We start from the raw sequence: 22,177 nt of genomic DNA, 5'->3' as shown, positions 1-22,177 counted from the left end.
GCAGAACGTGGCGAAGAAGCACACCTATACGCTCAGCGTCGCGTGGACAGGCGATCTCGGTTCGGGCACGTCCGCCTACGACGCTTATTCGCGCGACCATCTCGTGCGCGTGGCGAACAAGGCCGCGATAGAAGCGTCGAGCGATCCCGCCTTTCGCGGCAATCCTGCGCGCCACAATCCGGAGGAGTTGTTCGTGGCGTCGGTGTCGTCGTGTCACATGCTCTGGTACTTGCATTTGTGCGCGACCAACAAGATCGTCGTGACCGGATATGTCGATGAAGCCATCGGCACGATGCAGGAAGACAAGGACGGCAGCGGCCGTTTCATCGACGTGACGCTGCATCCGCGCGTGACCATCGGCGCGGGGAACGACGCCGAGTTAGCCGCGCGTCTGCATGAAGACGCGCATCGCTATTGCTTCATCGCGAACTCGGTGAATTTCCCGGTGCGATGCGAGCCTTCGATCGAGGTATCGACGCTTTAGCGAACGCCGCGCGGCCGCTCGCTCTTGCGCTCAACGCCGCCGCGCGTGCTGCAACGCTTCCGGGTTCGACACGCTCGACTTGTCGCCGGCGTCGAAGGCCAGAATGTTCCTGAACGCCGCGCCGAAGTAGAGCTCGTAACTCTCGCGCTCTACGTAGCCGATGTGCGGCGTGCAGATCACGTTCTCCATGCGCAAGAGTCCGTAGCCTTGCAGAATCGGCTCGCTTTCATAGACATCGGTGGCGACCATGCCCGGCCGGTTGTGATGCAGCGAATTGAGCAACGCGTTCTCTTCGAGCAGTTCGGCGCGGCTCGTGTTGACGAAGAGCGCGGTCGGCTTCATGCGCATGAGGTCTTCCGTTCGAACGATGCCGCGCGTTTCATCGCTCATACGTAGATGGACGGTGAGCACGTCGCTCTGTTCGAAGAGCGCTTCGCGGCTTTCGGCGACGGCGAAGCCATCGTCGCGTGCTGCCTGCAACGAATGCTCGCGGCCGAACACCAGCACATTCATGCCGAACGCCTTGCCGTAGCCCGCGACCAACTGGCCGATCTTGCCGTATCCCCAGATGCCGAGCGTCTGTCCGCGCAGCACTTGTCCCAAGCCGAAGTTCGGCGGCAGTGCAGACGTTTTCAATCCAGATTGCTGCCACGCGCCCTGTTTGAGATTCGCGACGTATTGAGGAATGCGCCGCTGTGCCGCCATGATGAGCGCCCAAGTAAGCTCGGCCGGCGCGACCGGCGAACCCGTGCCTTCGAGCACGGCGATACCGCGTTCGGTACAAGCGTCGATGTCGATATGTCCGCCGCCCGCGCGCCCGGTCTGGCTGATCATGCGCAGCTTCGGGCACTTGTCGAGAAGCTGGGAACTGATGCGTGTGCGTTCGCGAATTAGCACGAGGGCATCTGTTTCCGACAGTCTGCTAGCCAACTGTCCGAGCCCGCGCACCGTGTTATTGAAGACCTTCACCTCATGGTCATCGAGCAAATGGAAGCAATCGAGCTTCCGAACGGCGTCCTGGTAGTCGTCGAGAATGGCGATTTTCATGTGCATTGATTAGCTTTTGTTGGGCATCAAACGTGCTGCTCGATTGAACTCGCGAGACAATGAATCACGCACTAACTTCGGGTAACTACCGATAAATATGCGCTTCATCCATGTACGCGCTGCATCACGGTAGGCGTGTGACGCGGTGTTATGCTTGACTCCCAATTTTTGAACGACCGCGAACGAATGCGCTAAAAATAAAGAATCACAGCGCACACTGCGGAAAACGCGGTTAGGCAGGAGGAGACAGGCCACTTAGTATCTCTTTTTAACAGTTTGTTCCTTTAAGGCGCAAGGCGCAAAGTCGCTCGCTTGAGCGCCTGAGGAACACACGCCCACGACGCGCAAACGGCTCACGAACCGTTCTTCATGCGCCAACGCGCATGAAGCGCCCGGCGGTTCAGTCGCAAAAAGCCTCTCGCATGCAGCGTCGTTGGGCTACCGGTTTTCATTGCAGAGAACGGAGAAGCTTGATGAACCAGCCCGCAGTAGTCGAAGACAACAAAACCGCCGCAGATCTTGAAGCACCGGCCTATGTACGACATCGAAGATTGATCGATTGGGTGCAGCAGGTCGCGGCCCTCACGAAGCCGGATCGCATCGAATGGTGCGATGGGTCGCAAGCGGAATACGACCGCCTTTGCGAACAGATGGTCGCCGCCGGCACGATGAAGAAACTGAACCCCGCCAAACGCCCCAACTCTTTTCTAGCCTGTTCCGATCCCACGGATGTGGCGCGCGTCGAAGACCGCACGTTCATCTGCTCGCAACGCCCCGAAGACGCTGGTCCCACGAACAACTGGATCGACCCGCAGGAAATGCGCGTGACGCTCGATGGCCTCTTCGATGGCTCGATGCGTGGCCGCACGATGTACGTCGTGCCATTCTCGATGGGCCCGCTCGGTTCGCCGATCGCGCACATCGGCGTGGAGTTGTCGGACAGCCCGTATGTGGTCACGAACATGCGGATCATGACGCGCATGGGCCGCGAAGTGTATGACGTGCTCGGCGACGACGGCGAGTTCGTGCCGTGCGTGCATTCGGTCGGCGCGCCGCTTTCGGATGGCCGCAAAGACGTGCCCTGGCCGTGCAACGACACGAAGTACATCGTGCACTTTCCGGAATCGCGCGAGATCTGGAGCTTCGGGTCGGGATACGGCGGCAACGCGCTGCTCGGCAAGAAGTGCTTCGCGTTGCGTATCGCATCGACGATGGGCCGCGACGAAGGCTGGCTCGCCGAACACATGCTGATCCTCGGCGTCACGTCGCCTGCCGGACGCAAGTACCACGTCGCGGCGGCGTTTCCTTCGGCGTGCGGCAAGACCAACTTCGCGATGCTGATTCCGCCGCAAGACATGAACGGCTGGAAGGTGACGACAATCGGCGACGACATCGCCTGGATCAAGCCCGGCCGCGATGGCCGTCTCTACGCGATCAATCCGGAAGCCGGCTATTTCGGCGTCGCGCCGGGCACGAGCGAGAAGACCAACTTCAACGCAATGGCGACGCTCAAGGAAAACGTGATCTTCACCAATGTCGCGCTCACCGATGACGGCGACGTGTGGTGGGAAGGCATGACCGATAAGCCGCCCGCGCATCTCATCGACTGGCAAGGCCGCGACTGGACGCCGGAACTTGCGAAGGAAATCGGCGCTAAAGCCGCGCATCCGAACGCGCGCTTCACGGTGTCGGCATCGCAATGTCCGTCGATCGACGCGGACTGGGAGAATCCAGCAGGCGTCGCAATCGATGCCTTCATCTTCGGCGGCCGGCGTTCGAACACGGTGCCGCTCGTGACCGAGGCACGCGACTGGAAAGAGGGCGTCTACATGGCCGCGACCATGGGCTCCGAAACCACGGCGGCCGCTGCCGGCCAGCAAGGCGTCGTGCGCCGCGATCCGTTCGCGATGCTGCCGTTTTGCGGCTACAACATGAGCGACTACTTCGATCACTGGCTCAAGATGGGCGAGCGCCTCGAAGGCATGAACGCGAAGTCGCCGAAGTTCTTCTGTGTGAACTGGTTCAGAAAGGGCGCGGACGGCAAGTTCGCGTGGCCCGGCTTCGGTGAAAACATGCGCGTGCTGAACTGGATGGTCGGGCGCATCGAAGGCACGGCGGCGGGCGAGGAACACGCGTTCGGCATCTCGCCGCGTTACGAGGACATCGACTGGGGCGGCATGAACTTCACGCGCGAGCAATTCGAGCAGGTCATTTCCGTCAACGATACCGCCTGGCGCGACGAGCTCGCCCTACACGACGAGCTTTTCGCGAAGCTCCATCAAGGCTTGCCGGATGCGCTTCCGGAGGCCAAGGCGGACATCGAACGGCGTCTGGCAGCCTGATTTCCGTCGTTGCAAGCGCTCCGTGATTACGCTCACGGAGCGCATAAATCCCTAAATGCGAATCTGCCGATGCCGGTTCGCATTTTCTTCCGCTAACCCGCCAAAATTGGCGCGGCCAGCTTGACCAAAAATCTCGGCTTGTGGCGCGTGCGTTCGAGTGTTGTGCGGCCGACAACAATCGGCGATCTTTCGTTCGCGTAAGCCATGATTTTCATCGGAAATTTCCGAAAAAACTCCGCGCCCTCGCAACTTCTGCACGAAATCGCTAGTCCTAGGATAATTCTGAATAGCTTTTCAGCAGAAATTGAAAGCCGCCTCGCGGCAGGAGTTGTCCCATGGATCATTTGCAGTCGATGAGAGTGTTCATTCGCGTGGCCGATCTCGGCAGCTTCGCCCGCGCGGCGAACGCGATGGATATCTCCAATGCGGTGGCAACGCGCCATGTCGCCGACCTCGAAGGTCGCCTCGGCACGCGTTTGCTGAACCGCACGACGCGCAGCCTTTCGCTCACGGAGTCCGGGCAGGTTTATCTGGAGCGTGCGCGGCAGATTCTCGATGAACTGGAAGATGTCGAGCAAATGGTGGTTGCGCGGAATCACGAGCCAATGGGTTCGTTGAGAATTGTCGCCCCGGTGGTGTTCGGTCTGCATAATCTCGCGCCCGTGTTACAGACATATGCACAGCGCTATCCCAAAGTCGTACCGGACGTGACGCTCGTGGATCGTCAGGTCGATCTGGTCGAGGAAGGTTTCGATGTGGGCATCGTGATCGCGCGGCAAGTGAAAAGCGCGAGCGTCGTTACGCGGCGTCTGACCACCGGCTGCATGACTGTCTGCGCCACGCCCGCTTACCTCGAATCGCACGGCACGCCAACGCGCCCCGAACATCTGCTCGAGCATCCGTGTCTGAGCTTGCCCGCCGAGTATTGGGGCGATGAACGCGTGTTCACCGGCCCGGACGGCGAAGTGCGGGTGCGGCCGACCAACGTGATCATCGCGAACAACACGGAAATGCTGCGCCAGTTTGCGCTGCTCGGCATGGGCATCGCGATTTTGCCGAGCTATCTGATCGGCAACGATACGACGCGCGGCCAGCTCGTACGCCTGCTCGGCGACTTCCAGTTGCCGCAAGTGGAGATCAACGTGGCTTATCCGAGCCGTCGGCATCTGCCGGCGAAGGTGCGCACGTTCATCGATCACCTCGTCGAGTATTTCAGCCAGACGCCGAATCATCAGCTCGGCGAACAGTGGATTCGCGATGGCATGGGCCGGCCCGCGGTATCGACTGCGCCGCCGCCGCACTACGGGCGTGCCGAAGAGGAAGTGGCGTCGCGTTCGCGTTCGAATCAGAGTGAACTCGGCCCGAAGCTGGCCAAGCCGACGCGTCCGCGTGGCCGCTTGCCGGCGGCGTCGCCATACTGAACACGGCTGCGCCGCCAATGACAAAAAGCCCCGCGAATTGCTTCGCGGGGCTTTTTCTTTTCGACGCGAGCTAAAGCTAGCTCGTCTTGCGCGCAGCGGTCTTTTTCACCGCGGCTTTCTTCGCAGGCGCTTTCTTCGCCACGGCCGTCTTGGTCGCGGGCTTGGCGCGCGTCGTCTTGGCGGCTACGGCGACATCGCTATCGCCTTCGTCGCCGTTATCGGCTGGTGCTTCCGTTGCCGCGCCGCGCTTCGCTGCCGTCTTCGCGCCGGGCTTGGCTTCCTTCTTCTCGAATTCGAAGCCGATCTTGCCGTCCGGCTGCTTGACGAGAAACGCCTTGAAGTTGCGGCCCGTGCGCGACGACTTGAAGTTGGTCAGCAAGTCGGTGCGTCCTTCGTTCAGCAGCTTCTCCATCTGCTCACGCGCGATTTCCTGTTGCAGGATGACCTTGCCCGAGCGGAAGTCGCAGGTCTTCGGATTCGCGACGTAGTTCTCGCAGACGTAGCTCATGCCGTGCTCGTACACGCGCGACTGGCACTTCGGGCACGCGCCGACCGGCGTCTGCTCGGAAAAGTCGGGCGGTTCTCCGTCTTCGCCGCCGTTGTCCTGACCGAAATCGAACTCGAGCTTGAAGTTCTTGATCTCGTCGTCGAAAGCGAGCTTCAGGATGGCCGAGAACGGACGGCCCATCTTGCTGCGGAAACCCGACAGCGGTCCGATGGTTTTCTCGCGCAACAACTCCTCGACTTCAGGAATCTCGAACTGACGTCCGCCAGGAATCTTCGAGATGGAAAATTCGCACTTGGTACACGCGAAGCGGCGATAGTTCTCCTTCACCTGCGACTCGCAGTGCGGACACGGCGTTTCGAGCGTGGCGTAGTCGCCTGGGATCGTGTCGGAGTCGTATTCCTTTGCGCGCTTGACGATGGTCTGCGTCATGCGGGCGATTTCCTGCATGAACGCATCGCGATGCAAATTGCCGCGCTCCATCTGCGACAGCTTGTGCTCCCACTCGCCGGTCAGTTCCGGCGCCGTCAGTTCCTCGACGCCCAGACCGCGCAGAAGCGTCATCAACTGGAATGCCTTGGCAGTCGGAATCAGTTCGCGGCCTTCGCGCACCATGTACTTCTCGCCCAACAGACCTTCGATGATCGCCGCGCGCGTGGCCGGCGTGCCGAGCCCTTTCGCAGCCATCGCTTCGCGCAACTCTTCGTCTTCGACGAGCTTGCCCGCGCCTTCCATGGCTGAGAGCAACGACGCTTCGTTGTAGCGCGCGGGCGGCTTGGTGACGAGACCGTGAGCGGCCACCTTGTCGACATCGACCTGTTCGTTTTTCTGCACCGGCACGAGATTGCCTTCCTCGCCCGCCGCTTCGCGACCGTAGACCTGCAGCCAGCCCGGCTCGACGAGCACCTTGCCCTCGGTCTTGAAGTGATGCCCAGAGACCTCGGTGATCCGCGTCGTCACCAGATATTCCGCCGCCGGGAAGAACACGGCGAGGAAGCGCTTGACCACGAGGTCATACAGCTTCTGCTCGGGCTCGGACAACGCCTTGGGCGCCAGAAGCGTGGGGATGATGGCAAAGTGATCGCTGATCTTCGAGTTGTCGAAGATGCGCTTGTTCGGCTTCACCCAGCCCTTGTCGAGCACTTGCTTCGCGAACGGCAGATAGTTGTTGCTGTCCTTGAGCATGGTCAGCGTGTCCTTGACCGTGCCGAGATAGTCTTCCGGCAGCGCGCGTGCATCGGTACGCGGATAGGTCAGGACTTTGTGCTTTTCATACAGCGCTTGCGCGAGGCCGAGCGTGTTCTTCGCCGAAAAGCCGAAGCGGCTGTTGGCTTCGCGCTGAAGACTCGTCAGGTCGAAGAGCAGCGGCGACATTTGCGTGGACGGCTTCGATTCTTCCGTCACGGTGCCGGTCTTGTCGCGACAAGCCGCCACCACGGATTCGGCCGCGGCGAGACTCCACAGACGCGAGTCACGCTGTTCGGGATCGTTCTCGACGCGCTTGAACTTCGGGTCGAACCAGCGGCCTTCGTAAATGCCCTTCGCCGCAACGAATTCGGCGCGCACTTCCCAATAGTCGCGCGGCACGAAGCGGCGAATCTTTTCCTCGCGTTCCACGACGATAGACAACGTTGGCGTCTGAACGCGGCCCACGGTAGTAAGGAAGAAACCGCCGCCCTTGCTGTTGAACGCGGTCATCGCGCGCGTGCCGTTGATGCCAACGAGCCAGTCCGCTTCCGAGCGACAACGGGCTGCATCGGCGAGCGGTTGCATGTCGGCGTCGCTACGCAGATGCGCAAATCCGTCGCGGATGGCGGCGGGCGTCATCGACTGCAGCCACAGGCGCTGGACCGGCTGCTTCGCCTTCGCGTGCTGCGCAATCAGACGGAAGATCAGTTCGCCCTCACGCCCCGCGTCGCAGGCGTTGATGAGCCGGTCGACATCCTTGCGCTTGAGCAGCTTCGTCAGAACCTTCAGCCGTGATTCGCTTTTCGCGATGGGATTCAGGTCGAAATGCGGCGGAATGACCGGCAGATTGGCGAAGCTCCACTTCCCGCGCTTGACGTCGTATTCCTCCGGGGCCGCGATTTCGAGCAAATGGCCGACCGCGGACGAGAGCACGTAGTCGTCGCTCTCGTAATACTCGTCATGTTTCGTGAAGCCGCCCAGCGCACGCGCGATGTCGTTCGCGACGGAAGGCTTCTCAGCGATGATCAGGGCTTTGGACATGACTCAATATAGTAGGTATTTGGCAGCGGTCCGATTTGGACTGCATTAACGCCGCTTTATAGCACAGGCTTTGTTCGATGCGCGCCGAAGCACGAATTGCGACGCTCGCCGTTTAGTTCCGCGAGCTTCGTTTCGCGACGCCGCGCGCACGCACTTTTCTACGCCGTGGCAAGCGCCGGACGCAGTTTCGGCGCGCCCGCCATGTTCGGCAGCGCGGTCAGATCGACCAGCATGCGTTCGACAATGGAAGCCTGCGGCAACACGGTGCCGAAGAAGCGGGTCGTCACCGAGTCCTCGATGAGAATGGTCGGGAAATTCTCGACATCGAGGTCATCGAAACGGTCCGCGTGATTTTCGATATCGATCCACGCGAAGCAGATTTCCGGGTGCGCCGCCGCCAGTTTGTCGAAACCGTCGCGATATTCACGGCAGGTTCCGCACCATTCGGCGCATAGACAGGCGACGAACAAGGTGCCGGGCACGGCGATGCGCTCGGCGATCTCATCGGCATCGGTATCGAGATTCAGCGCGGACATGGCGTTTCTGGCGTCCTTTCGTCTGGGGTTTGGCGTCGTACTCATTTTTCGCGAATGTAGCACGACGCAACTTCACGAGCGTTCGAGCGCCGTCACGCGTCCGCCCGGCAAGGCCGCGATCAAGCCCGATAATTCGAGTTGCAGCAGGGCGCTTTGCAGCGCGGCTCCGTCGAGATCGGTGCGGGCAGCGAGATTTTCAAGCGTCGCGGGTGCATGGCCGAGCGCGGCGAGCACGCGGGCGGCTTCGTCGGTCTCGGGTTTGCCGGGCAGACGCGCCGAAGCCCACGAGGCGTTTGCCGGAGCCGGTGCCTTGCCGCGCTTTTTGCGAGGTGTGGCGGGAAAGCCGAATTCCTCCAGCACGTCTTCCGGCGTCTCCACGAGCTTCGCGCCCTGCTTGATGATGCGATGACAACCCTGCGACAGCGGCGCGTGGATCGAACCGGGCATGGCGAAAACATCGCGGCCCATTTCGTTGGCAAGCCGCGCGGTGATGAGCGAGCCGGAGCGCATTGCCGCCTCGACGATCAAAACGCCCTGCACCAGGCCCGCGATGAGCCGGTTGCGCTGCGGGAAGTTGGCGGAGCGCGCGGGCGTGCCGAGCGGCCATTCGGACACGATCACGCCATCGCGGGCGATTTCGTGCGCGAGCTGATGATGCAGCGACGGATACACCAGATCCGCGCCCGTCCCGATGACGGCGATCGTGCCTGTGGCGCCGTCCAGCGCGCCCCGATGCGCCGCGCCATCGATGCCGAGCGCGAGCCCCGACGCGACGGCAAGCCCGGCGTCCGAGAGAGCGCGCGCGAACCGGCGCGCGTCTTCGAGTCCTTGCGGCGTGGCGTTCCGACTGCCGACGATCGCCACCGCGCGCGCTTGCAGCAAGTCGATTCGCCCTTTCGCGTACAAGAGCGCGGGCGGATCGGGCATGGTGAGGAGCGCTTGCGGATACGCGGTATCGGCAAAAGTGAGAATGTGATTGCCGGGTTCGGCGGCCCATTCCAGCACGCGTTCAATATAGTTGCCGAATGGCACGCCTTCGACTTCGGCGGGCGGCGCGAGCGCGGCGGTCGCGGCATCGGTGTTGGTGACTTCGGCGAGCGAGGCGAAACTTTCGGCTAGAACGTTCTTCGGTCCGCCAAACGCGCTCAAGAGCGCGCGCAGGGCGGCGGGACGCAGTCCCTTTGCATGCGTGAGCCGCAGCCAGGCGGAAAGTTCGTCGAGGTCCGTGGTGAGCGCCTCCGGTTGAGGCTCGGTCGGCGGTAAGGCGGTCGTCATGTTAAGATTTTTGGTCCCGGAACGTAATTAAGAAGTGTCGCCCGCCCGTGTGTTCAGGCCGAGCGACGCCGGTTGGCCGCTTGCCGGCGGCGTTGAATCCAGCGGATTCATCTGCATATCTTCGGCATGCCGCCACCCACCCGCAACCTGGCCGAATGGCCGACTTCACACGCGTCGCGGCGCGCGTAGATAATTCGAATCATGGCTCTGCTCAAGATACTGAACTACCCGGACAAGCGGCTGCACAAGGTGGCGAAGCCCGTCGCCGTCGTGGACGACCGCATTCGCAAGCTCGTCGCCGACATGGCCGAAACCATGTACGCGGCGCCCGGCGTCGGTCTCGCCGCGACTCAGGTGGACGTGCACGAGCGGGTAATCGTCATCGACGTATCGGATGCGCACGACGAACTGCTCGTCTTCATCAACCCGGAGATCGTCTGGGCGAGCGAGGTCAAGAAAGAGTGGGAAGAAGGCTGCCTCTCGGTGCCGGGCATCTACGACTTCGTCGAACGGCCGGACAAGGTGCGCGTGAAGGCGCTCAACGAGAAAGGCGAAAGCTACGAACTGGACTGCGATGGCCTGCTTGCCGTGTGCATCCAGCATGAAATGGATCATCTGGCGGGTCACGTGTTCGTCGAATATCTCTCGACGCTCAAGCAAACGCGCATTCGCGGCAAGATGAAGAAGCTCGAAAAGGCGCTGTAAAGCGCTTTATGTTGTCTCAAGGGTAGTAACAATCGATGACTCAATCGCTGCGTGTCGTTTTCGCCGGTACGCCGGAATTTGCCGCCGCCGCGCTCGCGGCTATCCACGCGGCCGGATTTCCCGTGCCGCTGATTCTGACCCAGCCCGACCGGCCCGCTGGCCGTGGCATGAAGCTGACCGCCAGCCCCGTCAAGCGTTTTGCCGTCGAACACGGGCTAACGGTCGCGCAGCCCACGTCGCTCAGGCGCGCGGGGAAGTATCCGCAAGAAGCCGCCGATGCCATCGAGTTGCTGCGCGCCACGCCGCACGACGTGATGGTGGTCGCCGCTTACGGGCTCATCCTGCCGCAGGAAGTGCTCGACATTCCGCCGCGCGGCGCCATCAACATCCACGCTTCGTTGTTGCCGCGCTGGCGCGGCGCCGCGCCGATCCATCGCGCGATCGAAGCGGGCGACGCCGAATCGGGCATTACGCTCATGCAAATGGACGCGGGCCTCGACACCGGCGCGATGATCCGCGAGGGCCGCACGGCTATTGGCGCGGACGACACCACCGCCACGCTGCACGACCGCCTCGCGAAAATTGGCGCGGATCTGATCGTCGCGGCTCTCCGCGACCTCGAACGCGACGGCGCGCTGCCATCGACACCGCAGCCTGACGACGGCACGACCTATGCACAGAAGATCGCCAAGAACGAGGCCGCGCTCGACTGGCGGCGTCCGGCGGAAACGCTTGCGCGTCAGGTGCGCGCGTTCGACCCGTTCCCCGGCGCGTTCGGCACGCTCGATGGCGTCGCGATCAAGATCTGGTCCGCGCAGCAGGTGAGCGGCGAGTGGCAAGCCGATCCGGGCACCGTCGTGGATGTGTCGGCGGAAGGAATCGTCGCGGCCTGCGGAACGGGCGCGCTCAGGCTCACGCAGTTGCAAAAGCCCGGTGGCAAGCGCCTGCCCGTGCGCGAGTTTCTCGCGGGCGCGCCGCTTGCCCGAGGTCAGCGTTTCGCGCTGCAAGAAACCGATCCGGACGCTTGACCCAGGCTTGAAGCACGCGCGACGGACATGTAACGCATGCGTCGCGCGGCGCTAGAATCGTGAGTCTTCAACACGCGCGCGCTTGGAGTTTCCGATGCTCGGCATTACCGGTTTTGCCTTCTTTCTCGTCGCCGTCTTTCTGCTGAATGTCACGCCCGGCCCCGATACCGCCTATATCGTCGGGCGCAGCGTCGCGCAGGGACGCGGCGCGGGAATCGTATCCGCGCTCGGCATCTCGGCGGGCTGCATCGTTCATACGCTCGCGTGCGCATTCGGATTGACGGCGATTCTCGCGGCATCGGCCACGGCGTTCACCGTCGTCAAGATCGCTGGCGCGATCTACCTGATTTATCTCGGCGTGCGGCTCATTCTCACGAAGCACGACAAGGCCGTAGACGCTCACGCAGCACGAACCAGCGCGCAAGCCGCGCCAAAATCGCTGCATCAATTATTCGCGCAAGGCTTCGTCACGAACGTGCTGAATCCGAAAGTCGTGCTGTTTTTCGTCTCGTTCTTTCCTCAATTCGTCGCGGCGGACAGCCAGCACAAGACGCTCGCGTTTCTCACACTCGGACTCGTGTTTATCGCCATGAGCACGGTCTGGAACAGCTTCGTTGCGTGGATCGCGGGCAGCGTCACCGAACGTTTTTCGGGCAAACCGGGGATTAAAAAGTGGCTGGATCGCGGTGTGGGCACGGCGTTCGTCGGCCTGGGACTGAAGCTCGCAACGTCACATCGCTGAACGCAACAACCCGATTGAATTTTTCGCGGACGCCCCTATCTAACGATTTGCTTACAATGAGCGTCCTGGCCAGTGTGGCCGGGACCATCGCGCAAAGTGCGCACCGTATTAGGGATAGGAGTTCCTGACATGTTCAACTGGGTCAAAACCGCGATGCTGATGGCTGCGATCACGGCCCTCTTCGTCGTGATCGGCGGGATGATCGGCGGGTCGAAGGGCATGATGCTCGCGCTCGTCGTCGCGCTCGGCATGAATTTCTTTTCGTATTGGTTCTCGGACAAGATGGTCCTGCGCATGTACAACGCGCAGGAGGTCGACGAAACCACTGCGCCGCAGTTTTATCGCATGGTGCGCGACCTGGCCACGCGCGCTCAGTTGCCAATGCCGCGTGTCTACCTCATCAACGAAGACGCGCCGAACGCGTTTGCAACCGGTCGCAATCCGGAACACGCGGCCGTCGCGGCGACCACCGGCATCCTGCGCGTGCTGTCCGAGCGCGAAATGCGCGGCGTGATGGCGCACGAACTGGCGCACGTGAAGCATCGCGACATTCTCATCTCGACCATTTCGGCGACGATGGCCGGTGCAATCTCCGCGCTCGCGAACTTCGCCATGTTCTTCGGTGGCCGCGATGACGAAGGGCGCCCGTCGAACCCGATTGCGAGCATCGCGGTGGCTATCCTCGCGCCTATTGCGGGCGCGTTGATCCAGATGGCCATTTCTCGCGCGCGTGAATTCGAGGCGGATCGCGGCGGCGCGGAGATTTCCGGCGATCCACAAGCGCTCGCCAGCGCGCTCGAGAAAATCCACGCGTACGCGTCCGGCGTGCCGTTCCCCACGGCGGAAGCGCACCCGGCCACGGCGCAGATGATGATCATGAATCCGCTGTCGGGCGGCAGCATTGCGAACTGGTTCTCGACGCACCCGGCGACGGAAGAACGCGTCGCGCGCTTGATGGAAATGGCGCGCACCGGGCGCATGTAATCCGGGGCGTCGTCACGACGCGTAACACCGAAGGCCGTTCCAGTCACGCTGGCGCGGCCTTTTTCCTTTTGTGGTGCGAAACGCGCAAGCACCGGGCCACGAAGCCTTGCACGTTACAATCGTCGTTCGAATCGATGTTCACACGAAGTCGCACGACCTTACACATGACCGACAAGCCTTCCCGGCGACTTTCCACCGCGCCGCACTCGGCGCGCGGAGCGACTCATTTGAGCGCGCTGCATCTTGCTCCCGATTCCCTCGCGTTCGCGCTCGACGGCGCGGCGCAGGCGGTCGGCGCCGTGCGCGCGGGATCGGCGTTGCCGGCCGCCTTGCAGACGGTTGTCGCCGCGGGCAGGCAGCCGGCGGCGCGGGGCGCGATTCAGGACATTGCGTATCGCGCGATGCGCCGTCTCGCACTTGCCGATGCGCTTTTGCATAAGCTCGTCCGCAAGGCGCCGCCGCCGCACGTGGCCAACGTGCTGGTCTGCGCTTTCACGCTGCTCACCGACGACGAAGCGCACGCGGCCTACGCGCCGTTCACCGTCGTCGATCAGGCGGTGACCGCCATCGCCACGCGCCGCGAGTTTGCTTTCGCGAAGGGCCTCGTCAACGCCGTGCTGCGCGGCTTCCTGCGCGAACGCGATGCGCTCCTCGAAGAAGCGCGTGTGAGCGAAGTCGCGCGCTGGAATTACCCGCAATGGTGGATCGACGCCGTGAAGCGCGGGCAGCCGGACGCGTGGCAAGAGATTCTCGATGCGGGCAACGTGCAGGCGCCGCTCACGCTGCGTGTGAACGCGCGTCACGCCACCGTCGATGCCTATCTCGAACGCTTGCGGCAGGAACATATCCAAGCGGAAGCCGCCGGTCTGCACGCGGTGCGCCTTGAAACACCGCTGCCGGTCGAGCGTATTCCGGGCTTCGCGGATGGCGTCGTCTCCGTGCAGGACGCGGGCGCGCAACTCGCGGCACAAGCGCTCGACGCGCGTGACGGCATGCGCGTGCTCGACGCGTGCGCCGCGCCTGGCGGCAAGACCGGTCATATCCTCGAACTCGCGAATGTCGAACTCGTCGCGCTGGAAAGCGATGCGACTCGCGCGGGACGTATCGGCGAAAATCTCGCGCGCCTCAAGCTGCACGCCGAGATTTGCGTGGGCGATGCCGGCGATCCTTCGCAATGGTTCGATGGCGCGCCGTTCGACCGCATTCTCGCGGACGTGCCGTGTTCGGCCTCGGGCATCGTGCGGCGTCATCCGGACATCCGCTGGTTGCGGCGGCCCTCGGACATCGCGACGCTCGTCGAAGAACAGCGGCGCATTCTCACGGCGCTCTGGCCGCTCGTCGCCAAGGGTGGCGAGTTGCTCTACGTGACTTGCTCGATCTTTCCCGAGGAAGGCGAAGAGCAGGCTCGCTGGTTTGGAAGCACGCATGAAGATGCGGTACGATTGGACGCGCCGGGCCAGTTGCTGCCGACCAGGGCGCGTGCCGGTGCGGGCGCGGGCGCGGCAAACGGGTCACGGGACAGTACACAAGTGGCCGGCCAGCCATCGAACGGGAACGCGGAAGCTGCATCGAGTTACCGCGCGGACCACGACGGATTCTTCTACGCGCGCTTTCAGAAACGGTGACGATCAAACGCCTTTTTCCGCTTCGGCTCGCGCTCGTCGTCTGGACCGCGCTGACGTTCTGCCTGTATTTCGCGGCAGCGGATTCCGCCTTCGCCGAAACCATTTCCGTGCAGCGGGCTTCGTTGCAGTCGGACAATAACGGCTGGAATCTCGATGCCCATTTCGACTTCGACCTCAACAGCAGCCTCGAAGAAGCCGTGAACCGCAGCGTGCCGCTCTATTTCACCATCGACTTCAACTTGTCCCGGCCGCGCTGGTACTGGTTCGACGAGGAGCCGGTGAATGTTTCGCAGAGCATCCGGCTGTCTTATCAGCCGTTGACCAATGAATATCGCGTGTCGACCGGCGGCCTGCAATTGCGCTTTGCATCGCTCAACGAAGCCATGGCGGTGATCAAGCACGTGACATCGTGGCATGTCTTCGACCGCAATCAGGTGCATCCCGGCGAAACCTATAACGCATCGGTGCGCATGCAACTCGACATCGCGCTGATGCCCAAGCCGTTCCAGATCGACGCGGTGAACAACCGCGACTGGAACCTTTCATCGGACTGGAAGCGTTTTACTTTTACGGCGGCAGAACGTGCGAAATAGATTTCGACGCGGCCGCACGGACATGAAAAGTCTCGTCGTCCGGTTGCTGGTCTCGACAGTGGCGGTCACGGCGGTTCTGCTGCTCGTGATGCTCGCGCTCGCCAGCGCCAATACCGAATTCTTCGACCGCTATTACGGCTGGCTCTACGCGGCGAACGTGGCGATTGCGCTCATCTTCATGCTGATCGTGATCAGCCTCACGGCGATCATCGTGGCGCGCGTGCGGCAGGGCCGCTTCGGCACGCGGCTACTGGCCAAGCTCGCGTTGATCTTCGCGCTGGTCGGCGTGCTGCCGGGCGCAATCATCTACGTCGTGTCGTATCAGTTCGTGTCGCGCAGTATCGAATCTTGGTTCGACGTGAACGTCGAGACCGCGCTCACGTCGGGTCTCACGCTCGGGCGCGGCATGTTGCAGACATCGCTCGCCGACTTCAAGGCGCGCGGCCGGCAAATGAGCGATCAGCTTGCTAGCGCGGATCAGTCGAGTCTCACGCTTTCGCTCCTGCGGTTGCGCGATCAATACAACATTCAGGACGCGGTCGTGTTCGAGCGTCCGCGCGATCAGTACAACCGCGAGGATTTGTCCGCGAATAACAGCACGCAGCGCGTGTCGGGATTGCGCACTATCGCGCAGGCCTCGGGCAACTACTATTCGCTGTTGCCGACGAACGAGCCGACCGGCTCGATGCTGAAGGAGGCGCAAGATCATCCATATGGCGCGATAGAAGGCGAAATCGACGGCGATCCATCGTCCACCGGGCCGAAAGGCGCGTTGCGATTGCGGGTGATCACGAAGATCCCCGATCCCACGACGACCACGGAGTTTCAGCACGTCGATCGCTTCCTGCAGATCGAGCAGCCGGTGAGTCAGGAACTCGCGCGCAACGCGGATGCCGTGCAGCGCGCGTATCGTGAATATCAGGAAAAGCGGCTGGGGCGCACGGGCTTGCGCAAGATGTATATCGGCACGCTGACGCTCGCGCTCTTTCTCGCCACGTTCATCGCGATGATGCTCGCGCTCGCGCTTGGCAATCAGCTCGCGCGACCGCTGTTTCTGCTCGCGCAAGGCACGAAGGAGGTGGCCGAAGGCGACTACACGCCAAAACGCGAGATCAATTCGCGCGATGAACTCGGCTTTCTCACGCAGTCGTTCAACGCGATGACGCGGCAGCTTTCCGAGGCGCGCGCGGCGGTGGAAAACAACCGCATCGCGCTGGAGCATTCGAAGGCGTATCTGGAAAGCATTCTCGCGAATCTCACGGCGGGCGTGTTCGTGTTCGACCGGCAGTTTCGGCTCACCACTGTCAATCGCGGCGCGGAACGCATCTTCCGGCAGCGGTTTATCGGCTTGCTGAATCAGCCGCTCGATCAGATCGATGCCCTCGGCGAGTTCGGCGCGATGGTCAAGAAAGCCTTCGCCGAACGCGATGCCGCCGCTGTCGGCAGCGGGCATCCCATTGGCGATCGCGGACACTGGCAGCAGCAAGTCGCGGTGACGGTGCCTGGCGAGAACGAGCCGCTTACCTTGCTCGTGCGCGGCACGCAGTTGCTGAGCGCCACCGACGCCGACTCCGACGACGCGGAAACCACTGGCTATGTCGTCGTGTTCGACGATATCTCCGACGTGATTTCCGCGCAGCGTTCCGTGGCTTGGGGCGAAGTGGCGCGGCGCCTTGCGCATGAGATCAAGAATCCGCTCACGCCCATTCAGCTTTCCGCCGAACGCCTGCAAATGAAGCTCGCGGACAAACTCGCCGCGCCCGACGCCGAAGTGCTGAGGCGCGCATCGACGACCATCGTCAATCAGGTGCAGGCGATGAAGCAGATGGTCGATGATTTCCGCGAATACGCGCGCACGCCGCCGGCCGTCCTCGGTAATCTGCAATTGAACGAGCTGGTCGCCGAAGTGCTGACCTTGTATGGCATCGAGGAAGGCAAGAGCGCGATCAAGGTGGACCTCACGAAACTGCCGGTAATTCGCGGCGATGCCACGCAGATAAGACAGGTGATTCACAACCTGTTGCAGAACGCGCAGGACGCCGTGGCCGATGTCGCGGAGCCGCGCGTGCTTCTCGAAACGAGAACAGTAGAATATGGCGAGCCTGACGCATCGGGCCATGCGCGTGTCGCGGTACGGCTCACGGTGTCGGACAACGGTTCGGGCTTCCCGGCGCGCATCTTGTCACGCGCTTTCGAGCCGTACGTCACGACGAAAGCAAAGGGCACGGGACTAGGACTTGCAACGGTGAAGAAGATCGTCGACGAGCACGGCGCGCGCATCGACATTCGCAATCGGTCGAAGAACGCGGATGTCATCGAGGGCGCGCAGATATCGATTCTGTTTCTTCAACTCGCGGACGATACCGCCGCTCCCGGCGCGACGACGCGGGGAACGGGCACGGCAGCGAATCACGGAACGACAAAAGCAACAGTGCAGACAAGGGCAGCTTAAATGGCGACCATCCTGGTAGTAGACGATGAAATGGGGATCCGGGAACTGCTCTCCGAGATCCTGAGCGACGAAGGCCACGTGGTGGACGTGGCGGAGAACGCGCAACACGCGCGCGACTACCGCTTGCAGCAGACGCCCGACCTCGTGCTGCTCGACATCTGGATGCCCGACACCGACGGCGTAACGCTGCTGAAGGAGTGGGCCGCGCAGGGCAAGCTCACGATGCCGGTGATCATGATGTCGGGGCACGCGACCATCGACACGGCCGTCGAAGCGACGAAGATCGGCGCGCTCAATTTTCTCGAGAAGCCGATCGCGTTGCAGAAACTGCTGAAGGCGGTCGAGCAGGGCCTGGCGCATGGAAGCGCGGCGCCCGCGGTCGTGTCATCGACCAAGCCGCTGACGAGCGCGGGGGCATCCGGCGTGCCGGTGGCCGCTGCGCTGCCGAGCGCGTCGGCGTTGAACGCCACACCCGGCGACGCGGCTTCGGGCGGGGCATCGCCGAACGCGGGACAGACGGCATCGATCTCGTTCGATATTCCCTTGCGCGACGCCCGCGATGCTTTCGAGCGCGCGTACTTCGAATATCACCTCGCGCGCGAGAACGGCAGCATGACGCGCGTCGCCGAAAAGACAGGGCTCGAACGTACGCACTTGTACCGCAAGCTCAAGCAATTGGGCGTCGATCTCGGAAAGAACAAGAACGACGTTTGACCCGCGGCATCGAGCCGATTGCGTCGAATTAGAGAAAAATTCGGCTCAAGGCTTGAGCCTCGTGCATCACTCTGATATAGTCTCACTTCTCCGATGGCCCGGTAGCTCAGTTGGTAGAGCAGCGGATTGAAAATCCGCGTGTCGATGGTTCGATTCCGTCCCAGGCCACCAGAATTAAGAAGCCCGAGAGTGTCATCACTCTCGGGCTTTTTCTTTTGCGGCCGGGCTTTTGTCAGGCTCGGTATCTGCACGAAACAAGCGAAAACAGCGGACAGGCGTTTGATTTGCCTGTCCGCTTTTTTTTGCTTCTTGCGGCCCCGACTGCGAGCCGCTTGGAAGAACATCTTTACTTCGGGTTTGCCGTGACGAAGTTCTTGAATGCCGTGTAAGCCGCCTTCACCGTCTTGCCGTCGTTCTTGATCAGACCGTAAGCACCTTCGCCGCCCACCGGATCGTCGTACAGTTCGTACGTCTGGATAGCCTGAATGTTGTACTTCGTCGCCACCGAGACGAACTGCGCCATCATCTTGTTGCCAACGAGGTACGACGCGATCTGTTGATCCGTGCCCATGTTCGGACGCACGCCGAATTCGTTGATCCAGATCGGCTTGCCCATTGCCTGCAGCGTCGCGAGGATGTCGTGGCAGCCCGTGCCGCCGCATGCGTTCGTGATGTCGCCCTGGTCCGAGTACCAGTGCCATGCGGTGACGTCCCAGCTCACAACAGGGTGACCCGTCGTGCCGTCCGGCTGCGTGCCGGCCGCGAGCATCTGGTCGAAGCCGTAGTGCATCCATGCGCCGCCGCCCATGATGATCTTGCCCGCCGTATCCACCGACTTCACGCCGGCGATCATGCCGCGGATCACGCCACGCGCAATCTGGAACTTCTTGTTGTCGAAGTGCTGGGGATAGACGCCATCCACGTTGCCTGTGAGGCAGTCCGCTTCGAGTTCGTTGCTGACTTCATAGTACGGATACTTGTTCGCGGCGGCCGTTTGCTGGCCGAGCGCGAAGCCTGCGTTATAAGCATCGGTTTCGCTGTTGAAGTCGATACCCATCAGCATCACCGGATACACGGTCACGCCGCCTGCCGCCATCGTCTTCGCAATGCCCGCGAGCTTGGTCGCCGCCGCCTGGCTATAGACCTCGTTGCGGTACAGCTTCACGCCGAGATCCTGCAGTTGCGACAGTTGCAGCGCGGGGCTGGAAATGTCGTATGCGCCGCCTTCGTTATTGTGGCCGTTCGCGCCGTAGAAGATCTTGGTGGTGGTCGGCGTGGCGGGCGTCGTGGCCTTCGTGTTCGACACCGTCACGCTGACGTTTTGCACCGAGCGCACGCTGTTCGATGCATTCGCCGCCGTGATCTGCCACGTATGCACGCCGTTGACCTGACGCGTGGTATCGACGGTCGTCGAGAATGCGCCGCTTGCGGGCACGGCATCGCGCGCTACTTTGTTGCCCGTCGTCATGTCGACGACAGAAACCGTGGTCCATTTCGATCCGGTCGTGCCTTTCACGGTCACGGTGCCGGTCGCGGTTGCGTTGACCGTCGGCGCCGTCACGACGAATGCCGATGTGTTGCGCTTCGAAGCTTCCGCGGTCGATGCGAGGTCGAAGGCGTCGTTGCCGGCTCCGCCGCACGCGGTGAGCAGCACGCTGGCGACGATCGTGGCGGCAATCAAACTTGCCTTGGGAGCGGTGAAGGCGAAACGGGCAGGGGTATGGGTCGAATTCTTCATATTATTAGTTAGCGTTACTAATGATGTGTTGTGCGTCGGCTAAGAAAAGGAGTGCGTTGACCAAAGCGCCGGAAGTGAATCGGCAAATCGGTTACGGACCTGCGTCCCGCTTAACCCTGCGGATGGGTGCCGGGAACGAGTTCATTCGGAGGCCGAATGAAATGCCCCGAAGGGTGGGCAGATCAGTCCAACGGCAAATGCCGGACGCTGCCAGACAGCCGGACCCACACCGTTCGTCCACGCGTTTCGAGCGCCTGGAGCGATTGCGGCGTATTACCTAAGGACCGGCACGAAGAAAAAGCCACGCGCTTGCTGCGTTTGAACGTTTGCGCGTTGAATTCGCCTCAGGCGCGAATTCTGGTGAAGCGGAACTTGTTACTTAACGCAAACCGTCTTTCTAGACGATTACCTAGAATTACGGCTCCTCGGCGCGGACCTTTAGCTTTTAAAGACAGTTTTGCCGATTTCATTTTGACAAATAAGTATATATTTCCGAATTTGAGTGTGTTGCACGCAGTTCGACGGATAACCGGAAGGTCATCCACGACCGCGTGTGGCGAAAAGATGATTCATTCAAGTGACGGCATTTCCTTAAAGAAGAATGACCTTCAGCCTCGTGGTGGTATGTCTCCCGCAACCAGAGTTCGGTGCGTATCGCCGGCTCTTACCGATAATCCGTGCTGAAACTTCGAAGCGTTTTGGGTAACTCTTCGCTCGGCGCAGCGAGCCTAACGATCGGCAAACAATCGTGCTGCGTGATAAAATCTGCATCGAATTAAGGACTTGCCTGTCCTCGGACCGCAGGTCCTTTTTGTTTTTCGACGTTGTGGCTCACAGGTGCGGCCGGTCAAAAGCGTGCGAATTCTGGCGACGCCTTCGTATATGGGACATAAGAGTCGCCGCACGTGGGGAAAGGGTCGTCGGCCTATACTGAAACGTCGGGGTAAAAGCATGTCTCTCTTACCGACCGGCGACATGGCCCGCAGGCCAATCTCAAACACGGAGTTTCACGGTGACTCGTACAGACGCTAAGGACAGCGCGCTCGTGCTGTTTTCCGGCGGACAGGACTCGGCCACATGCCTTGCCTGGGCGCTCGAACGCTATAAGACCGTCGAGACGCTGGGTTTCGACTACGGTCAGCGGCATCGCGTCGAACTCGAGTGTCGTGACGGTTTTCGCGCCGCCGTGCTGCGCGAATTTCCGCATTGGGCTGAGCGGCTCGGCGAAGACCACACAATCGATCTATCGGTTCTCGGCGCCATCAGCGATACCGCGATGACACGCGAAATCGAGATTCAGTCGACCGCAAGCGGCCTGCCGAACACCTTCGTGCCCGGACGCAATCTGTTGTTCATGACGATCGCGGCGGCGGTGGCGTATCGGCGCGGATTGAAAGTTCTCGTCGGCGGCATGTGCGAGACGGATTTCTCCGGTTATCCCGATTGCCGTGACGACACCATGAAAGCGCTGCAAGTGGCGCTCAATCTCGGCATGGAGACGCGTTACGCGCTGGAAACGCCGCTGATGTGGCTCGACAAGGCCGACACGTGGCGTCTGGCTGAAACGCTCGGCGGCGACGCGCTCGTCGAATTGATCCGCGTCGAAACGCACACGTGCTATGTAGGCGAGCGCGCCGAGCTACACGATTGGGGCTTCGGCTGCGGCCAATGCCCGGCGTGCAAGCTGCGCAAACGCGGTTACGAGGCATACCGCGCGGGCGAGCAAGTCACTATCGCGCCGGTTTGAACTTCAATTG

17 protein-coding genes and 1 tRNA gene are annotated in these 22,177 nt (G+C 61.8%); 13 read left to right on the top strand and 5 right to left on the bottom strand.

Going from position 1 to position 22,177, the window contains the following annotated elements:
• The first annotated feature begins 7 nt into the window (after window positions 1–7).
• Window positions 8–484 (top strand): OsmC family protein, encoded by a 477-nt coding sequence (locus ACYQ47_RS20830; protein WP_250508438.1) that lies wholly within the window; start codon window positions 8–10, stop codon window positions 482–484.
• Window positions 485–514: 30 nt separating this feature from the next.
• On the opposite strand, the gene ACYQ47_RS20825 is transcribed toward ACYQ47_RS20830, so the two are convergent.
• Entirely contained in the window at window positions 515–1,531 is a 1,017-nt protein-coding gene (locus tag ACYQ47_RS20825; protein WP_244826722.1) for a D-2-hydroxyacid dehydrogenase family protein, read from the bottom strand.
• A 473-nt stretch (window positions 1,532–2,004) separates the two neighbouring features.
• Between ACYQ47_RS20825 and ACYQ47_RS20820 the strand changes: the two genes are divergently transcribed.
• Together ACYQ47_RS20820 and ACYQ47_RS20815 are read left to right on the top strand one after the other, a co-directional pair.
• On the top strand, window positions 2,005–3,873 hold the full coding sequence (locus ACYQ47_RS20820; protein ID WP_459906621.1) for a phosphoenolpyruvate carboxykinase (GTP): 1,869 nt from the start codon (window positions 2,005–2,007) through the stop codon (window positions 3,871–3,873).
• A gap of 335 nt (window positions 3,874–4,208) precedes the next feature.
• Window positions 4,209–5,294 (top strand): LysR family transcriptional regulator, encoded by a 1,086-nt coding sequence (locus ACYQ47_RS20815; RefSeq protein WP_244826724.1) that lies wholly within the window; start codon window positions 4,209–4,211, stop codon window positions 5,292–5,294.
• Between the two features lie 76 nt (window positions 5,295–5,370).
• Here ACYQ47_RS20815 and ACYQ47_RS20810 read toward each other — a convergent pair whose 3' ends face one another.
• The 3 genes from ACYQ47_RS20810 to dprA form a co-directional block, all read right to left on the bottom strand.
• Window positions 5,371–8,028: a DNA topoisomerase III gene (locus ACYQ47_RS20810; protein WP_250491639.1), complete on the bottom strand. Its 2,658-nt coding sequence runs from the start codon at window positions 8,026–8,028 to the stop codon at window positions 5,371–5,373.
• Between the two features lie 158 nt (window positions 8,029–8,186).
• Window positions 8,187–8,564, bottom strand: coding sequence for a thioredoxin family protein (locus tag ACYQ47_RS20805; RefSeq protein ID WP_244826726.1), 378 nt, complete (start codon window positions 8,562–8,564; stop codon window positions 8,187–8,189).
• Between the two features lie 72 nt (window positions 8,565–8,636).
• Window positions 8,637–9,839, bottom strand: coding sequence for a DNA-processing protein DprA (gene dprA, locus ACYQ47_RS20800; RefSeq protein ID WP_459906620.1), 1,203 nt, complete (start codon window positions 9,837–9,839; stop codon window positions 8,637–8,639).
• 201 nt (window positions 9,840–10,040) lie between these two features.
• Between dprA and def the strand changes: the two genes are divergently transcribed.
• The 9 genes from def to ACYQ47_RS20755 all read left to right on the top strand — a co-directional run bounded on the left by def (window position 10,041) and on the right by ACYQ47_RS20755 (window position 18,853).
• The gene (def, locus tag ACYQ47_RS20795; protein WP_244826728.1) at window positions 10,041–10,544 is read left to right on the top strand and encodes a peptide deformylase; all 504 of its coding nucleotides are present in this window, start codon (window positions 10,041–10,043) and stop codon (window positions 10,542–10,544) included.
• Window positions 10,545–10,579: 35 nt separating this feature from the next.
• Window positions 10,580–11,572 (top strand): methionyl-tRNA formyltransferase, encoded by a 993-nt coding sequence (fmt, locus tag ACYQ47_RS20790; protein ID WP_459906619.1) that lies wholly within the window; start codon window positions 10,580–10,582, stop codon window positions 11,570–11,572.
• A 94-nt stretch (window positions 11,573–11,666) separates the two neighbouring features.
• A complete protein-coding gene (locus ACYQ47_RS20785; RefSeq protein ID WP_459906618.1) occupies window positions 11,667–12,314 on the top strand; it encodes a LysE family translocator in 648 nt (215 codons plus the stop codon).
• A 129-nt stretch (window positions 12,315–12,443) separates the two neighbouring features.
• Window positions 12,444–13,298, top strand: coding sequence for a zinc metalloprotease HtpX (htpX, locus tag ACYQ47_RS20780; RefSeq protein ID WP_244826731.1), 855 nt, complete (start codon window positions 12,444–12,446; stop codon window positions 13,296–13,298).
• A 164-nt stretch (window positions 13,299–13,462) separates the two neighbouring features.
• The gene (rsmB, locus tag ACYQ47_RS20775) at window positions 13,463–14,923 is read left to right on the top strand and encodes a 16S rRNA (cytosine(967)-C(5))-methyltransferase RsmB (protein ID WP_459906617.1); all 1,461 of its coding nucleotides are present in this window, start codon (window positions 13,463–13,465) and stop codon (window positions 14,921–14,923) included.
• Entirely contained in the window at window positions 14,920–15,516 is a 597-nt protein-coding gene (locus ACYQ47_RS20770; RefSeq protein WP_250462564.1) for a DUF4390 domain-containing protein, read from the top strand. The genes rsmB and ACYQ47_RS20770 overlap by 4 nt, the downstream gene beginning before the upstream one ends.
• Before the next feature lie 22 nt (window positions 15,517–15,538).
• The gene (locus ACYQ47_RS20765; RefSeq protein ID WP_459906616.1) at window positions 15,539–17,968 is read left to right on the top strand and encodes a sensor histidine kinase; all 2,430 of its coding nucleotides are present in this window, start codon (window positions 15,539–15,541) and stop codon (window positions 17,966–17,968) included.
• Window positions 17,969–18,682, top strand: a complete 714-nt coding sequence (esaR, locus tag ACYQ47_RS20760; protein ID WP_250462569.1) for a response regulator transcription factor EsaR — start codon at window positions 17,969–17,971, stop codon at window positions 18,680–18,682.
• Between the two features lie 95 nt (window positions 18,683–18,777).
• Window positions 18,778–18,853, top strand: a tRNA-Phe gene (locus ACYQ47_RS20755).
• 175 nt (window positions 18,854–19,028) lie between these two features.
• Here ACYQ47_RS20755 and ACYQ47_RS20750 read toward each other — a convergent pair.
• The gene (locus ACYQ47_RS20750; RefSeq protein ID WP_459909247.1) at window positions 19,029–19,940 is read right to left on the bottom strand and encodes a lipopolysaccharide biosynthesis protein; all 912 of its coding nucleotides are present in this window, start codon (window positions 19,938–19,940) and stop codon (window positions 19,029–19,031) included.
• Between the two features lie 1,492 nt (window positions 19,941–21,432).
• Here ACYQ47_RS20750 and queC point away from each other — a divergent pair.
• The gene (gene queC / locus ACYQ47_RS20745) at window positions 21,433–22,167 is read left to right on the top strand and encodes a 7-cyano-7-deazaguanine synthase QueC (protein ID WP_309961806.1); all 735 of its coding nucleotides are present in this window, start codon (window positions 21,433–21,435) and stop codon (window positions 22,165–22,167) included.
• The last annotated feature ends 10 nt before the right edge of the window (window positions 22,168–22,177 follow it).

The organism is Caballeronia sp. HLA56 (assembly GCF_054655155.1).
Note: the sequence above shows the minus strand (reverse complement) of the source record. Positions and strands in the feature narration are given on the sequence as shown.

What these genes read in the sequence shown, in the direction of transcription:
- ACYQ47_RS20825 (WP_244826722.1), bottom strand. Translation starts at nt 1,531, where the DNA reads ATGAAAATCGCCATTCTCGACGACTACCAGGACGCCGTTCGGAAGCTC.
- ACYQ47_RS20820 (WP_459906621.1), top strand. Translation starts at nt 2,005, where the DNA reads ATGAACCAGCCCGCAGTAGTCGAAGACAACAAAACCGCCGCAGATCTT.
- ACYQ47_RS20815 (WP_244826724.1), top strand. Translation starts at nt 4,209, where the DNA reads ATGGATCATTTGCAGTCGATGAGAGTGTTCATTCGCGTGGCCGATCTC.
- ACYQ47_RS20810 (WP_250491639.1), bottom strand. Translation starts at nt 8,028, where the DNA reads ATGTCCAAAGCCCTGATCATCGCTGAGAAGCCTTCCGTCGCGAACGAC.
- ACYQ47_RS20805 (WP_244826726.1), bottom strand. Translation starts at nt 8,564, where the DNA reads ATGTCCGCGCTGAATCTCGATACCGATGCCGATGAGATCGCCGAGCGC.
- dprA (WP_459906620.1), bottom strand. Translation starts at nt 9,839, where the DNA reads ATGACGACCGCCTTACCGCCGACCGAGCCTCAACCGGAGGCGCTCACC.
- def (WP_244826728.1), top strand. Translation starts at nt 10,041, where the DNA reads ATGGCTCTGCTCAAGATACTGAACTACCCGGACAAGCGGCTGCACAAG.
- fmt (WP_459906619.1), top strand. Translation starts at nt 10,580, where the DNA reads ATGACTCAATCGCTGCGTGTCGTTTTCGCCGGTACGCCGGAATTTGCC.
- ACYQ47_RS20785 (WP_459906618.1), top strand. Translation starts at nt 11,667, where the DNA reads ATGCTCGGCATTACCGGTTTTGCCTTCTTTCTCGTCGCCGTCTTTCTG.
- htpX (WP_244826731.1), top strand. Translation starts at nt 12,444, where the DNA reads ATGTTCAACTGGGTCAAAACCGCGATGCTGATGGCTGCGATCACGGCC.
- rsmB (WP_459906617.1), top strand. Translation starts at nt 13,463, where the DNA reads ATGACCGACAAGCCTTCCCGGCGACTTTCCACCGCGCCGCACTCGGCG.
- ACYQ47_RS20765 (WP_459906616.1), top strand. Translation starts at nt 15,539, where the DNA reads ATGAAAAGTCTCGTCGTCCGGTTGCTGGTCTCGACAGTGGCGGTCACG.
- esaR (WP_250462569.1), top strand. Translation starts at nt 17,969, where the DNA reads ATGGCGACCATCCTGGTAGTAGACGATGAAATGGGGATCCGGGAACTG.